Origin of the sequence: Caballeronia sp. GAWG2-1 (assembly GCF_023631405.1) — a bacterium.
Taxonomy (GTDB): domain Bacteria; phylum Pseudomonadota; class Gammaproteobacteria; order Burkholderiales; family Burkholderiaceae; genus Caballeronia.
Map to the genome: position 1 here is coordinate 374,763 of NZ_JALQDD010000006.1, position 15,180 is coordinate 389,942.

Consider the following 15,180-nt stretch of genomic DNA (forward strand, 5'->3'; position numbering starts at 1 on the left):
CGAAACAACATAAGCAAGCTATAAGCAACCGCTCGGGGCATCGAAAAAGAGCGGGTCGACAAACCAGACAAGCAGGAGGAGCAGTGATCGAGCTTCGCACTTTCGACGATCCGCGCGCCCATTCGGACGCGCTGGCGAACGCCGTCAGCGACGCGCTGAAGGCAACGCTCGCGGCAACCGCGGCCACGCAAACCCCTCACGCAACGCTCGCCGTTTCCGGCGGTTCGAGCCCGCGCCCGTTTCTCGCGGCGCTTTCGCACGAGCCGCTCGACTGGGCGCATATCGACGTGACGCTCGTCGACGACCGCTGGGTGCCCGACACAGATCCCGACAGCAATTCGCGCTTCGCGCACGAAACGGTGCTGCAGAACGCGGCCGCGGCGGCGTATTTTCTGCCGCTCGTGGATGTCTCGAAGCCGCTCGAAGCGCATGTCGCCGAACTCAACGCCGACCCGTGCCGCCATCTGCCCGATGTCGTCGTGCTCGGCATGGGCGAGGACGGCCACACGGCATCCATCTTCGCCGACGCGCCCGAATGGGACTTCGCCATTTCGACGCAGGACCGCTTCGTCGCGGTGCATCCGGGCAAGGCGCCGCACGCGCGCGTGAGCCTGTCGATGTCCGCGCTCAAGCAGGTGAAGCAGTTGTATCTCTTCATCTCCGGCCAGAAAAAACTCGACGTCTTGAACGCGGCGCTTGCCGCGCCGCAAAAGAACGCCATCTCGACCCTGGCCAACGCAGAAGGAGTGAAGCTCGATGTCTACTGGTGTGCATAGCAAGGCCGCGCCCGCCGCGAACCAGCACGCCGACGGACCGAGATTGCTCGCCGACATCGGTGGCACCAACGCGCGCTTCGCGCTGGAGACGGGCCCCGGCGAGATCGGGCAGATTCGCGTGTATCCGGGCGCGGATTACCCGGGCATCGCGGAAGTGATGCAGCAGTATCTGAAGGACACGAAGGTCGCACGCGTGAATCACGCGGCGATTGCGATCGCCAATCCGGTCGACGGCGATCACGTGAAGATGACCAATCACGACTGGAGCTTTTCGATCGAAGCGACGCGCCGCGCGCTCGGTTTCGATACCTTGCTCGTCGTGAACGATTTCACCGCGCTGGCCATGGCGCTGCCCGGTCTCACCGATGCGCAGCGCGAACAGGTCGGCGGCGGTTCGCGCCGGCAAAACAGCGTGATCGGTCTGCTCGGGCCGGGCACGGGCTTGGGCGTGTCGGGCCTCATTCCCGCCGATGACCGCTGGATCGCGCTCGGCAGCGAAGGCGGTCACGCCACGTTTTCTCCGTTCGACGAGAACGAAGATCTCGTCATGCGCTATGCGCGCCGCAAGTTTGCGCATGTCTCGTTCGAGCGCGTGTCGGCGGGGCCGGGGCTGGAGCTTATTTACCGCGCGTTCGCGGAGCGCGATGAGATAGATGTCGCCGAAGATTTCACGAGCGCCGAAGTCACGAATCGCGCGCATGCCGGCGAAGCGCTCGCGCTCGAAGCGGTCAACTGCTTTTGCAGCATTCTCGGCACGTTCTCGGGCAATATCGCGGTGACGTTGGGCGCGCTCGGCGGCATCTATATTGGCGGCGGCGTGGTGCTCAAACTCGGCGAACTCTTTCACAAGTCGCCGTTTCGCGCGCGCTTCGAGTCGAAAGGACGTTTCTCGCAGTATCTGTCGAGCATTCCGACTTACATCATCACGGCGGAATATCCGGCGTTTCTCGGCGTCTCGGCTATTTTGTCCGAGCAGTTGTCGAACCGTGCGAATAGCGGTTCGTCGGCGGTGTTCGAGCGCATCCGCCAGATGCGCGACGCGCTCACGCCTGCCGAGCGGCGCGTGGCGGATCTCGCGCTGAACCATCCGCGTTCGATCATCAGCGATCCGATCATCGATATCGCGCGCAAGGCGGACGTGAGCCAGCCCACGGTGATTCGTTTTTGTCGCTCGCTCGGCTGCCAGGGGCTGTCGGATTTCAAGCTCAAGCTTGCGACCGGGCTGACTGGCACCATTCCGATGAGCCACAGCCAGGTGCATCTCGGCGACACCGCCACCGATTTCGGCGCGAAGGTGCTCGACAACACCGTGTCGGCCATTTTGCAGCTGCGCGAGCATCTGAACTTCGAGAACGTGGAGCGCGCAATCGAGATTCTGAACGGCGCGCGGCGTATCGAGTTCTACGGGCTCGGCAATTCGAATATCGTCGCGCAGGACGCGCACTACAAGTTTTTCCGTTTCGGCATCCCGACTATCGCTTATGGCGATCTGTACATGCAGGCGGCGTCGGCTGCATTGCTCGGCAAGGGCGATGTGATCGTGGCCGTGTCGAAATCGGGCCGCGCGCCCGAACTGCTGCGCGTGCTGGAAGTGGCGATGCAGCAAGGCGCGACGGTCATTGCGATCACGTCGAGCAACACGCCGCTCGCCAAGCGCGCGACGGTGGCGCTGGAGACGGATCACATCGAGATACGCGAGTCGCAGCTCTCGATGATCTCGCGCATTCTGCACCTCGTGATCATCGATATTCTCGCTGTCGGCGTGGCTATTCGCCGTGCCGCGCCGCAACCGGGCGCGACGCTGAGCGAGACGGTGGCGAAGGCGCGTGAATCGAGTGATGACGATGCGGCGGCCGTGCTGGATTGGTTGAGCCACGGGGCATCGGGCGCGGCGCGGGAGTAGGGTGCGTCTTGTTCGATTGAAAAAAGGCGCCGAAGAATGAACTGCACCCCAAAAGTTGGACATCGATCCAGCCTTTGGGGTGTTTTTCATGGAGGCGCTTTTTCGTATGCGGCTTTGTCGGCTTGACGCTGCGAACTCCATTTTCAAAAGCGTCGCGAGGCTAGCCGAAGCGCTCGGAGCCGTACGGCGCTCTTTTTGAGAGTGCGCGCGGAGTCGCTTTCTCACATACAAGACGATGCCAGGCTAGCTCGCCTCTCCAGGACGATGCGATGCTTTCTTATGGCACCGCATCTCAGCTTTTCACTCAGAACGAGTGCTGAATCCCCGCATACACGCCAGTTTGACTGCGCCCGGGCAGCGGGTTGTCCGTTCCAGGCGACGACCCGAAGTCGTTGGCATTCAAGCCGTAGTTCGCTGTCTTACTGTTGCGCACGGTGGCCACTTGCAGATCGAGCAACGTGCGTTTGGACAAGCTATACGAGCCGCCCAGCGAATACATGGTCGCATTGCCCGCACCGTTGTTGCCGTTCACGTGATACACCGCCGCGATCAACGCCGCGGCTGGCGTGGCTTGCCACGTCACACCGCCCCATTCGTGATCGAGCGTGGTCGGCTGACCGGGCAACTGGCCCGTCATGCCCGACGAACGGATTGCCTGATACGCGCCCTGAATCTTGAACTGGCCGAGGAACACGTTGACCATCGCCGTGTACTCGCGCGAGTAGGAGTAGACGCCGTTGCTGTCCGCGTAACTTCCGCCAAGCGTGCCGTTAGCCGGATTGCGGATTTCATCGTACAGACCGCGAATCTGGAAGAGCGGGGCCGTATAGGTGATCGCGGCACCGGCCTCACGTCCCTGCTTCGTCGAACCGTTGCCGTTCCAGCTAGTGGCGTTCGACAGCGCGTACTGGCCGTAAAAGTCGAAACCTGCGATCTTCGGCGACTGATACGAAACGTTGTTGCTCGATTGCGGCCAGTTGCGACTGCGCACCAACGATGCCGACGACCAGTTCGACTGGCCGAACGGATCGAAGTCCCACACGCTGTTCGAGATGAACAGTTCGCGGCCGAGCAGGAAGGTGCCGTATCGATCGTTCTCGACGCCGATCGTCGCCCAGCGATTGAAGATGCCGGCGGTCGAACCCGACCCGTTCATGGTGTTGAAGCTGCCTTCCAGATGGAACACGGCTCGATTGCCGCCGCCGAGATCCTCTACGCCCTTCATGCCCCATAGGCTCGTGCCCCAGTCGCCGCTTTCGGCCCTGAAGCGATTGGCCGATCCCGTGCCGGCGGCGTTTTGCACGCCGTTCATATATTCGAGGCCCGCGTCCAGACGGCCAAACAGCGTGACACTGCTCTGCGCGAAACTCGCGGCGCTAAACGACAACAAGGCGGCAGCCGCGATCAAAGACTTCTTCATCATCCCCCAACACTCCTTTTTGAATTCAAACTGCAGAACCGAGCAACCGATCCTCACCTGTTGCATGAAGATCAATCGTCAGATGTTTGAATTTTGAAGGAGAACTACTTTTTTCGAATCCAGCTTTTTGTCGTTTTGTTTGTCAATCTGATACTTAATGTCGCGGAGCCAAACGAATTCATCGCCCCAATAAAAAACGGTGCGATACCCTTTCGGGCACCGCACCGATACGCGCCTCTCGCAGCAGCGTGAAAACTCGATGAAGCTTTTTTCTTTGTTCAGCCTCGTTGCTTAGAACGAGTGCTGGATGCCTGCATACACGCCAGTCTGGCTGTGTCCCGGCAGCGGATTGTCCGTTGCCGTTCCCGTGCCGTAGTTGTTGGCATTCAGACCGTAATTCGCGGCCTTGCTGTTTTGCGCCGTTGCCACCTGGATGTCCAGCAAGGTGCGCTTGGACAGGTTGTACGAGCCGCCGATCGTGTAGATGTTCGCGTTGCCGGCGCCGTTGTTGCCGTTCACGTGATACACCGCCGCGATAAGGGCTGCGGCCGGCGTGGCTTGCCACGTCACGCCACCCCATTCGTGGTCGAGCGTGGTCGGCTGGCCGGGCAACTGTCCCGTCATGCCGGACGAGCGGATAGCCTGGTAAGCGCCCTGGATCTTGAACTGACCGAGGAACACGTTGAACATCGCCGTGTACTCGCGCGAATAAGCGTAGACGCCGTTGCCGTTGCTCTGATCCGCGTTTGCCGCGCCGCCGTTGACCGCGTTGTACGCGCCGCCCAGCAGACCGTTGCCCGGGTTGCGGATTTCATCGTACATACCGCGAATCTGGAACAGAGGCGTCGTGTAGGTGATGTAAGCACCACCTTCGCGGCCTTGCGGCGTCGTGCCGTTACCGTTGAAGTTCGTCGCGTTCGACAGCGCGTACTGACCGTAGAAGTCAAAGCCCGCGAACTTCGGCGACTGGTACGAAATGTTGTTGCTCGATTGCGGCCAGTTACGACCACGCACCAGCGATGCCGACGACCAGTTCGACTGGCCGAACGGATCGAAGTCCCACACGCCGTTCGCGATGAACAGTTCGCGGCCCAGCAAGAGCGTACCGAACTGGTTGTTGGCGACACCGACGGTTGCCCAGCGATTGAAGATGCCGTTGTTGCCCGGGCCCTGACCCGTCATGGTGTTGAAGCTGCCTTCCAACTGGAACACGGCGCGATAGCCGCCACCCAGATCTTCGACGCCCTTCATACCCCACAAGCTCGTGCCCCAGTCGCCGCTTTCCGCGCGGAAACGGTGGGTGGAACCGGTGGCCTGGCCTCCGGGACCTGTGCCTGTCGGCACGCCGTTCATATATTCAAGCCCTGCGTCCAGGCGACCATACAGCGTCACGCTGCTTTGAGCCTGAGCCACCGCGCTGAACGTCAGCAGTGCTGCTGCCGCGAGCAAAGCTTTCTTCATCATCTCCTCCAACCCTGTCAATAAATGGAACCCAAGTGCTGCCGTGTGGTTCGATGCGAGCGCATCCAACCGGAAATCGTTTTTGGAGGAAGGACACGCAAGGGCGATGATCCTCGTGGGCGAGTCGCGCTTCGTGTGCGCGATGCCGACGCCGATCCGTCGATGGGCGTCTGCCTCCGTTTTCTTATCTTTTGAAGTAAAACTACTTTTTTTGCGGTTCGTTTTGTTACTTTGAGTAGCAATCTATCAAAATACGTCATGAGCGCCAAAGAAATTTGACGTTTTGCAAAGGATTGTGTCAAAAACGCAATGCCAATGTGGTAGGTGTACTACCCATAGCTTGGGAAATCGCCCGCAAAGCCTTGTGGCATAAGGCTTCAGTTGCGGAGCGCGTCTGGAGTCGGGTTTCACGCCTATTGACGGACGTGCACGGCAGCGCTAGTGCGAGAAAAGCTTACCGATAAGGCATGACCCGCTTGGCGAGGGCGAAAAAAAAGCGCCTCGCGGGCGCTTTTAGAAAGAAAGGGAAGGGGAAAGGACTTACTTGAGACTGCCAGATAGAAACTGCTTGAGCCGCTCGCTCTTCGGCCTGCCGAACACGATATCCGGCTGGCCTTCCTCCTCGATGCGCCCTTGATGCAGAAACACCACGTGATTCGACACATTGCGCGCGAAAGCCATTTCGTGCGTTACGACGACCATCGTGCGGCCTTCCTCGGCAAGCGTCTGCATCACCTTCAACACTTCGCCTACGAGTTCCGGATCGAGCGCGGAAGTGGGTTCGTCGAAGAGCATGACATCGGGATGCATGGCAAGCGCCCGCGCAATTGCCACACGCTGCTGCTGGCCGCCCGACAGATGCGACGGATACTGCTTCTCCACGCGCGGCGCGAGGCCGACCTTCTCCAGATAAGTCCGCGCGCGATCCTCCGCTTCCTTCTTCGTGAGCCCGAGCACGTGCACCGGCGCTTCCATGACGTTCTCGAGCACGTTCATGTGCGACCACAGGTTGAAGTGCTGAAACACCATCGAGAGCTTGGAGCGCATTTCGCGCAACTGATTCTGGTCGGCTACCTTCAGCGCGCCGTGCTTGTCCTTCAGCGTGCGCAGCTCGGCGCCATCGACGAAAATGCGCCCTTGGTTTGGCTGTTCAAGGAAGTTGATACAGCGCAGCATCGTGCTCTTGCCGGAACCCGACGAGCCGATGATGCTGATGACATCGCCCGCATTCGCCTTGAGGGAAACGCCTTTGAGCACTTCATTGCTGCCGTACTGCTTGTGGATGTCGTCGACGAAAAGCTTGTGCATCTTGGAATTCATGAACGGGTCCTTGCGGCTCAACAGCCCACTTATTTGCCTTGAGGCCGCAGGTACGCGAGCCAGCGATACTCGGCGCGGCGAAAGAGCCACACGAGCGCGAACGAAATGACGAGATAGAGCAGGGCCGCAATGCCGAACGCCTCGAACGACTGATACGTCGCCGAGTTCACATCGCGGGCAATCTTGAGAATGTCCGGCACGGTCGCCGTGAACGCGACGGTGGTCGCGTGCAGCATGAGGATCACCTCGTTGCTGTAGTACGGCAGCGCGCGGCGCAGCGCCGAAGGCAGAATCACTCGCCGATACAGCGTGAACGACGACATGCCATACGCGCGCGCGGCCTCGATCTCACCGTAGGGCGTCGCCTTGATGGCGCCGGCGAAGATTTCCGTGGTGTACGCGCAGGTATTGAGCGTGAAGGCGAGCAGCGTGCAGTTCATGCCGCTCTTGAAAAAGTCGGCGAGCAGCATGTGATCGCGCACGACCTGCAGGCTGTATAAGCCCGTGTAGCAGAGCAGCAACTGCACATAGAGCGGCGTGCCGCGAAACACGTACGTATACAGCCACACCGAACGCGAGAGCAATTTGTTCTTCGAGACGCGCGCAACCGACAGCGGTATCGAAAGACAAAAGCCGAGGCCGATGGAGATGACCAGCAGCCACATCGTGATCGCGAGACCGGTGATGCGGTAGCCGTCTGTGAAGAGGTAGTTCTTCCAGTATTCCTGGATGATTTGGATCATGGATTCCGCCGTTCTTTTTTAACCGACAGGCTCTATCAGAGGTCAGCCTTGCGCACGCCGATGGAATACCGCCGTTCGAGCCAGATCAGCACGAAATTGGAGATCGTGGTGATGGCCAAGTAGATCGCGCCGGCGAGCAGCGTGAAGAAGAAGAAACGCATCGTGCCCTTGCCGGCGTCCTGCGAGGCCTTGACGACATCCGCGAGACCGATGATCGACACGAGCGCAGTCGCCTTGACCATCACCTGCCAGTTATTGCCGATGCCGGGCAGGGCGAAGCGCATCATCTGCGGAAACATGATGCGCGTGAACGTCTGCCAGGGCGTCATGCCGTAAGCCGCACCCGCTTCGAGCTGGCCGCGCGGCACCGAGAGAAACGCGCCGCGAAACGTCTCCGTGAAATACGCGCCGTAGATGAACCCGAGCACGAGAATGCCGGCCAGGAATGGATCGATATCGATTTGATCCCAGCCGAGGGCATCCGTCAGCAGATTGAGCCAGATCTGGATGCTGTAGAAGAGCAGCAGCATGAGCACGAGATCGGGCACGCCGCGAATCAAGGTCGTGTAGACGGTGCCGACGCCCGAGGCGATTCGATTCTTCGACAGCTTCGCCGCCGCGCCGATCAGCCCGATCACGAAGGCGAACGCGAGCGACAACACCGCCAGCTTGACGGTCTGCCAGGTGCCCGCGAGGATCAGCGGACCGTAGCCTTGCAACATGGTGGTTCCTTGTAAAGGTGCCCGACGTGCCGGAAACTGCGAACGTGACGCGCGCCGCGCGCGGGGTTCGGGCTCCGGGAGATGACGCCTTTGGTGCGCGTATTCTAGGTGGCCAAAATTGGCGGTCGCCGTTGGCGGACGCCGAAAGACGCGCCTTCACGGGCTTTCCCGACCGGCTCTGGCCACAGGGCCGCCTGAAAAGCGCGGTATTTTACCCGAAGCCGGAAGATGCGCGGGTGAGAAGCGGAGGCATCCGATTACCCTCATGCGCGAGACGGTGTAGTGCCCGCGTGCCCGTTGTTTGCCGGGGTGGACACCCTTACATTCTGTCCATCGCATTTCAACGTATTCAACGGGAGCACACATCATGTTCGAGATTCGCCGCAGCAGCGAACGCGGTCACGCCAACCACGGCTGGCTCGACTCATACCACAGCTTCTCCTTTGCCGACTACCACGATCCGGAGCACGTCCACTTCGGCGCGTTGCGCGTGATCAACGAAGATCGCGTCGCGGGCGGACAGGGTTTCGGGACGCACGGGCATCGGGATATGGAGATCGTGAGCTACGTGCTGGAAGGCGCGCTGGCGCACCGCGACAGCATGGGCAACGGTTCGACCATCCGCCCGGGCGACGTGCAACGCATGAGTGCGGGAACGGGCGTGCGGCATAGCGAGTACAACGGTTCGCCCAGCGAGACGGCCCACTTTCTGCAAATCTGGATCATTCCGGATGCACAAGGCAACGCACCGGGCTACGAAGAAAAGCGTTTCGGCGATGAGGAAAAGCGCGGCCGTCTGCGTGTGATCGCCTCGCCGCAAGGCGATGAAGGCTCCGTAAAAATCGGCGCTGATGCGCGCATCTTCGCGGGCCTTTTCGACGGCGCCGAGCGCGCGGAGTTCGATGTTCCCGCTGGCCGGCGCGTGTACGTGCACGTGGCGCGCGGCGCGGTTTTGGTGAACGGCGAAGCGCTGAAAGCCGGCGATGCCGCGAAGATCGAGGATGTGTCGAAAGTCACGGTCGAAGGCGGTGAAGGCGCGGAAGTGCTGTTGTTCGATCTGGCGTGAGGTCGAAGAAGGGTGATCGGGCGCTGCAGATGCTTCGCGCGGACGTTGAGTGCCGGAGAGCCGTAGAGCAGAAGATCCATGCAACGCAAAGCCGCGAAGCGCCCAAAGCGCCTCGCGGTTTTTTTTCAACGTGCAACACCGCGTCTCAAGCTAAGAGCAGCATGATGCTGCCAGCTCGCGCGAACGCAGAGCTTGAACATAAGCGCCCGCCGTCCGTATCACGACGGCGGGCATCGCTCCACGAAACTCAGGGCTTCGTCGTACCCGAAGCGCCAGCCGGCGCGCCGGCGCCCGGGCCGCCGTGCTGACCATCGCGCTTGCCCCAGCGTTCGTGCATCTTGTGCTCGTGCTCGCGCATCTTCGCAAAGTGCTTCTTGAGCGCCGTGCTCACAGTGGTCTTCTGCTGATCGTTCAGCGAGTTATAGAAGTTGAGCCATGCGGTCGTGGTGCCTTCGCGCAACTGCTGGTTCTGCTGCTCGATCTTCTGATGCGCCGCGTTCATGGCGTTCAGGTCGAGAATCGGCTGCTGCTCCAGCGACTTCATCTGCTCGTGCATCTGACGGTGGCTCTCGCGCATCGCCTGACGGTTCTGCTTCATGGTGTCCTGCGCGGTCTGCCAGAGCTTTTCCTGATCTGCGTTGAGCTTGAGCTGACTATGAAGCTGCTCCATCTGCTTCTTCATGCGCTCTTCCATGCGATGACCGCCAGGGCCGCCAGGACCACCGGGGCCACCCATCATGGCGGGACCGCCAGGCGGCGGCGCGGGAGGCGCGTCGCTGGTGGCGGCATAAGCCGTGGCGCCGAATGTCAGTGCAATTGCAGTGGCGGCGGCAGTAAGAATGCGATATTGCTTGCCCATTGTGAGACTCCCTGATTGATTGTCGATGCCGAAACGTCGAAGCCGCTTGCGACGGTATTTCCGAGAAGGTCGTCCAGGCTTTTGCGCTTGTCGGTGAGACACAGCGTAGAGGCTTGCGCCGCGTGGCGTGTTACGACACGGTCGCTGCTTATTACGCAGGTTTACGCGATGCTTTCGCGGTAACACCCCGTAACCCTTTACGGCATCCTTGCGGGCAAACGGTTACGTCTCACGCGCTAAACTTCAGCCATGACTACGCAAATACTTGTCGTCGACGACGACGCCGAACTGCGCGACCTTCTGCGCGACTATCTGGTCCGGCAGGGCATCGAGGTTTCGGTGCTGCACGACGCCGGTTCGCTGGAACGCCGGCTGGAGCGCGAGCGCCCCGATCTGATCGTGCTCGACTTGATGATGCCGGGCGTCGACGGCCTGACCGCGCTCAGAAAGCTGCGCGCATCGGGCGACGACATCCCCGTCATCATGCTGACCGCGCGCGCGGACGACGTGGACCGCATCGTCGGTCTCGAACTCGGCGCGGACGATTACCTCGGCAAGCCGTTCAATCCGCGCGAATTGCTTGCCCGCGTGCAAGCCGTGCTGCGCCGCCGCCGCACCATTCCATCGGCCGCGCCGGAACAGCGCGAGCCGTATTCGTTCGGGCGCTTCAGGCTCGACTTCCAGTCGCGCACGCTGCAACAGGACGACAGGCCGATCACCTTATCCGGCAGCGAATTCGCGCTTCTGAAGATTTTCGTCAACAACCCTATGCGCACGCTGACGCGCGAGCGTCTGCTCGAACTGCTGCACGGGCCGGAATACGACGGCACCGACCGTGGTATCGACGTGCAGGTGTGGCGTCTGCGGCGCATTCTGGAAAGCGATCCATCCGCGCCGCGTTTCATTCAGACAGTGCGCGGGCGCGGCTACGTGTTCGTGCCGGACGGCGAGCAAAATGCGCCGGGCAATTGACACGCTGTTCGGGCGGCTGGTCGTCATCGTCATCGGCATGCTGGTGCTGTCGCATGTCGCTTGGTTCGCCATCATCCGCTTCGAGCGCGACAACGTGCAGACGCGTTTTGCCGTCGAGGAAACCGCATTTCTCGTCGATGCCGTGCGTCAGCACATGGCCAACACACCCGATCAACCCTTGCCGCCGCGCGTGCGCATCTTTCCGCTGAACAGCCCGGAAGTGCCCCGAACGCCCGACGAAGACACGCCGCCGCCGCTCGCTCATTTCATCGAAGACCTGAAAGACCGTCTGCCGGATGGCACCGATGTTCGCCTGAACGAACCCGGCGCGCCGCCCAGCGTGTGGGTGCATGGCGCGAAGGACGCCGGCTGGATTGTCGTGCCGGTGCAGCCGTTGCGGCCGCCGCGCTCCCGCGACCGCATGCTGCTGTGGCTCGCGCTCATTTTCTCGACTGCCGTGCTCGCCGCGCTCTTCGGCGCATGGCAGTTGCAATACCCATTGCGCTCGCTGGCGCAAGCGGTCGGGCGTTTTGGTCGCGGTCAGCCGACGCCGCCCGTTCCCGAACGCGGCCCGCGTGAGTTGCGGCAACTGACGCACGGCTTCAATCAGATGGTGCGTGAAGTCTCGCAAACCGAGAACGATCGCGCGGTGATGCTCGCAGGCGTCGCGCACGATCTGAAGACACCGCTCGCGCGTTTGCGTCTACGCGCCGAGATGATGGACGACGCCAAGGTGCGTGATGGCGTAGTGCGCGATGTCGATTCCATGGCGCATATCGTCGATCAGTTCCTGGTATTCGCGCACGACCGGCCAGATGGCAGCGAGCCCGTTTCGGTCGATCAGCAGTGCGAGAAAATCGCGCGGACGTATCGCGCGGTGTCGCCGACCGCGGAACCGGTTCGGCTCGACCTGGAAGCCGGGCCGAATTTCGTGCTGCCCGCGGCAACGCTCGACCGGCTCTTGTCGAATCTCCTCGATAACGCGCATGCCTACGGCGCGGCGCCCATCGCCATTGCGACGCGGCGCGCGGCAAAGGGTTGGGTGTTGACCGTCTCGGACCACGGCAAGGGTATCGCGCCGGACGATCTCATCAAGGCGAGCCGGCCGTTCGTGCGGCTCGATCCGGCGCGCGGCGGCAGCGGACATAGCGGCCTTGGACTGGCTATCGTCGAACGGCTCGCACGGCGCGCGGGTGGGGAATGCGAGGTCGGCAATCAGCCTGCGGGCGGGTTGCAGGTGGTCATGACCTTCCCGTTCGATGTCGCCACGCAGCCGACGAGCGAAAGGCGCGTGGGAGCGCAGCATGAGGAGCGTGCTTCTCTTTGAACCGCGCACGTCGGCTTTCGTCGCGCTGAAAACAAAACGCCTCCGCATCGAAACGGAGGCGTTTTGTTTTGCGCCAATGTCTATGGAACGATGTTTCAGTGTCGGGCCGTGTTCGTGTGTAGCTCGAAGTAGGCCAGACGATGCTCAACGTCCGAAGCGTTGAACCTGCATCGAGAAAGCAAAATCGCCTCCGAATCAAAGTCCGGAGGCGTCTTTACTAAACCCGCGTCAATGGAACAACGTTTCAAGGCCAGGCGGCATTAATCCATGCCCCACGTCAATCAAACAACGTTTCCAGCGCCGAGGCCGCTTCACTATCCACGGTGTTGTAAGTCACCGTCGAAGCCTCGAAGATGTAATGCGTGGTGTACTTGCCAAGCCGCGCGAGAATTTCCTCCTGAATGACTTCCGGCGCAAGCGCGATCTTCAGAAACCATGTGGTCGAAGAAAGGCGCGTCTGGAACGAGCCGTACTCGGCCAGCAATTGGTCGAACGTTTCAGCGTCCTGATCGCGGCACACGATGACCAGATTTCCCTTCATGCATTTCTCCCGTGACGGCGGCGTCATTCGATATCGAACGTCGATGATACCTGCCCGCCGTCGAGCGCGACGAGATGCCTTCCCAAGCCATGCCGCGCTTACTTGCCCATCAGCGAGTTCTCGGGATAGCGCGCGGGCGGCGGGGGATCGGCCGGGCGCACTTCGCTGCGGTCGCGACCACGCGATTTCGCCTCGTAGAGCGCGAGATCGGCGCGAGAGAGAATCCATTCGAGCGCATCGTCGGCAGCGAGTTCGGTAATCCCGATGCTTACCGACAACACCGCCTCGTTGGGAAGATGCGCGCAATGCTCGTGATGAAAGCGCTTGCGCAGCCGCTCCAGCACAGCCTGCGCGTCCGCCAGCGCGGTCTGCGGCAGCAGGATGCCGAATTCCTCGCCGCCGAGCCGGCCGACTGCATCGCTCGGACGCAACTGCGCGCGGCACACTTCGGCGAAGTGTTCGAGCGCGCGGTCGCCGGACGCGTGTCCGTAACGGTCGTTGATCTGCTTGAAGTGGTCGAGGTCCGCGATGGCGAGCGACAACGGCGTGCCGACCGAGCGCGCGAGTTCCACTTCGTGGCGCAGTGTGTCGAGGAAGTAGCGGCGCGAGAGGGCGCCGGTGAGCGCGTCGTGGCGCGCTTCGGCCGACAAGAGCGTATTGGCCGATTGCAACTGCTCGGCGAGATCGCGCGTCGCGCGATGCAGACGGCGCTCGCGTGAATACGAGATGGCGATCACGATAGCGAGTGTCACGACGCCGAGCATCGTCAGGAACACCAGCACGCGGTCGCGGCTGTGATTGCGGCTGATCTCCGGCCAGCTCGTGAGCGGATGGACGATGTGCGCCGACAGCCCCGAATTCAGCCCGGTGCGCTCGTCGTAAAGCGCGGGCACGCTGCTGCCGTTGGTCGCATAAAAGGTTTCCGCGAGCGTCGGCGCGAGCCAGTGCTCGGCCGCGCGCATCTGATCGCCGACATGCGCGACGCGCAACGGCGGAAAGTCCTCGCGCCGGTAATGTTCGAGCCGCTCGCGCGGCGTCATTTGGGCGACGGGCGCATCGGGCATGGCCTGGTACTCGAGCGCGCCGTCGTGCGCCATCACCACGACGCCGTTTTCATCGGTGACGAAGGTGCCGGCCCGCGACACCCAATGCCGCAACCGGTCGATGCTCACCTTGGCGATCACCGCGCCCACGAGGATGCCGTCGTCGTAGATCGGCGCGGCGATGTAGATGCCCGGATCGCCCGAAAGCCGCCCGACGCCGTACATCTCGACGAAGCCGCCGAGCAGCGCCCGCGCGACATAGCCGCGCGCGCTCATCTTGTAGCCGATGAAACTGTTGTCGTCCGCCGAATTGCTCGATGCAATGCAGTAGCCCTGGTCGTTGATGAGCCAGATGGAATCGAGGCCGGAGAAGCCCTGCGCGTCATGGAGGAAGCGGTTGACCTTCGCCAGATTGGGACGCGCGGTCCATTCGGCGCGCCGTTCGCTTTCCGAGCCCGCGGGGTTCGAGGCATAATCCCGCGATTGCGCGAGCGCATGCTGCATGAGCTCGACCTGTGCGAGCGTGGCGGGAATGGCGCGCGACATCGCGAGATCGCTTGCGATGACCTGCGCCATGTTGTCGACGATGGATGCCGCCATTTGTCGTTCGGTGCGCACCGTGCCCGTCATTTCCTGCTGTACCATTCGGTCCGACAGCAAGCCGGCCGCGATCCAGCACGCAAGGCCGAGCAGCGCGAGTCCGAGGAGCGCGATCAGTCGGTGCAGGAGGGTCTTGTTCATCGCGTTCTCGGCTACGCTGGCTCACGCCGCGCGCGGATTCAAGCGAGAACAGCCGGGCAGACGGGCGTTCGGCTTCGGGGCGGCGTAGTGCATTGCATCGGCGCTCATTATTGTTAGTGATAGCCACGATTGGACGATGTTTTTCGCCGCCCAGCAAGCGCCTTGTCTCCACAGGCGGCGTCTACCCAACACAGGGTAAGCACGGGCGGTTCGGTTCTTGCGTTATGTGTTGCCTTCGTCGCTGCTCAAACGCACTCCCGGCGTGGTTTTGGTCGGCCTGCTCGTC

Annotated in this window: 13 protein-coding genes; 5 read left to right on the top strand and 8 right to left on the bottom strand. The window is 61.8% G+C overall.

The annotated features are described in order from the left end of the window. Positions 1–83 precede the first annotated feature (83 nt). Positions 84–776, top strand: coding sequence for a 6-phosphogluconolactonase (pgl, locus tag NCR98_RS04145; protein WP_250525576.1), 693 nt, complete (start codon positions 84–86; stop codon positions 774–776). Then, positions 757–2,679, top strand: coding sequence for a bifunctional transcriptional regulator/glucokinase (locus tag NCR98_RS04150; RefSeq protein ID WP_244827435.1), 1,923 nt, complete (start codon positions 757–759; stop codon positions 2,677–2,679). The genes pgl and NCR98_RS04150 overlap by 20 nt, the downstream gene beginning before the upstream one ends. Positions 2,680–2,983: 304 nt before the next feature. Here the strand turns inward: NCR98_RS04150 and NCR98_RS04155 are convergent, their stop codons facing one another. The 5 genes from NCR98_RS04155 to NCR98_RS04175 all read right to left on the bottom strand — a co-directional run bounded on the left by NCR98_RS04155 (position 2,984) and on the right by NCR98_RS04175 (position 8,345). Continuing rightward, positions 2,984–4,099: a porin gene (locus tag NCR98_RS04155; RefSeq protein WP_250525642.1), complete on the bottom strand. Its 1,116-nt coding sequence runs from the start codon at positions 4,097–4,099 to the stop codon at positions 2,984–2,986. Between the two features lie 291 nt (positions 4,100–4,390). Next, complete coding sequence (locus NCR98_RS04160; protein ID WP_244827992.1) at positions 4,391–5,560, bottom strand: porin; 1,170 nt, start codon at positions 5,558–5,560, stop codon at positions 4,391–4,393. Positions 5,561–6,100: 540 nt separating this feature from the next. Next, positions 6,101–6,880: an ABC transporter ATP-binding protein gene (locus NCR98_RS04165; protein WP_284503758.1), complete on the bottom strand. Its 780-nt coding sequence runs from the start codon at positions 6,878–6,880 to the stop codon at positions 6,101–6,103. Positions 6,881–6,909: 29 nt separating this feature from the next. After that, positions 6,910–7,623 (bottom strand): ABC transporter permease, encoded by a 714-nt coding sequence (locus tag NCR98_RS04170; RefSeq protein WP_244827436.1) that lies wholly within the window; start codon positions 7,621–7,623, stop codon positions 6,910–6,912. A gap of 35 nt (positions 7,624–7,658) precedes the next feature. Continuing rightward, positions 7,659–8,345 carry an ABC transporter permease gene (locus tag NCR98_RS04175; RefSeq protein ID WP_244827437.1) on the bottom strand — a complete coding sequence of 229 codons (687 nt, stop codon included), beginning with the start codon at positions 8,343–8,345 and terminating at the stop codon, positions 7,659–7,661. A 367-nt stretch (positions 8,346–8,712) separates the two neighbouring features. On the opposite strand from NCR98_RS04175, the gene NCR98_RS04180 reads away from it, so the two are divergent. Continuing rightward, positions 8,713–9,411, top strand: a complete 699-nt coding sequence (locus NCR98_RS04180) for a pirin family protein (protein ID WP_244827438.1) — start codon at positions 8,713–8,715, stop codon at positions 9,409–9,411. A gap of 247 nt (positions 9,412–9,658) precedes the next feature. On the opposite strand, the gene NCR98_RS04185 is transcribed toward NCR98_RS04180, so the two are convergent. Further along, positions 9,659–10,270, bottom strand: coding sequence for a Spy/CpxP family protein refolding chaperone (locus tag NCR98_RS04185; RefSeq protein ID WP_244827439.1), 612 nt, complete (start codon positions 10,268–10,270; stop codon positions 9,659–9,661). Positions 10,271–10,519: 249 nt separating this feature from the next. Here NCR98_RS04185 and NCR98_RS04190 point away from each other — a divergent pair, with 249 nt between their 5' ends. Next, positions 10,520–11,242: a response regulator gene (locus NCR98_RS04190; RefSeq protein ID WP_244827440.1), complete on the top strand. Its 723-nt coding sequence runs from the start codon at positions 10,520–10,522 to the stop codon at positions 11,240–11,242. Continuing rightward, complete coding sequence (locus NCR98_RS04195) at positions 11,226–12,569, top strand: ATP-binding protein (protein ID WP_250525577.1); 1,344 nt, start codon at positions 11,226–11,228, stop codon at positions 12,567–12,569. The genes NCR98_RS04190 and NCR98_RS04195 overlap by 17 nt, the downstream gene beginning before the upstream one ends. Before the next feature lie 277 nt (positions 12,570–12,846). Here NCR98_RS04195 and NCR98_RS04200 read toward each other — a convergent pair whose 3' ends face one another. Both NCR98_RS04200 and NCR98_RS04205 read right to left on the bottom strand, forming a co-directional pair. After that, the gene (locus NCR98_RS04200) at positions 12,847–13,110 is read right to left on the bottom strand and encodes a double-stranded DNA-specific endonuclease (protein WP_244827442.1); all 264 of its coding nucleotides are present in this window, start codon (positions 13,108–13,110) and stop codon (positions 12,847–12,849) included. 98 nt (positions 13,111–13,208) lie between these two features. Next, on the bottom strand, positions 13,209–14,894 hold the full coding sequence (locus tag NCR98_RS04205) for a sensor domain-containing diguanylate cyclase (RefSeq protein WP_250525578.1): 1,686 nt from the start codon (positions 14,892–14,894) through the stop codon (positions 13,209–13,211). Positions 14,895–15,180 lie beyond the last annotated feature (286 nt).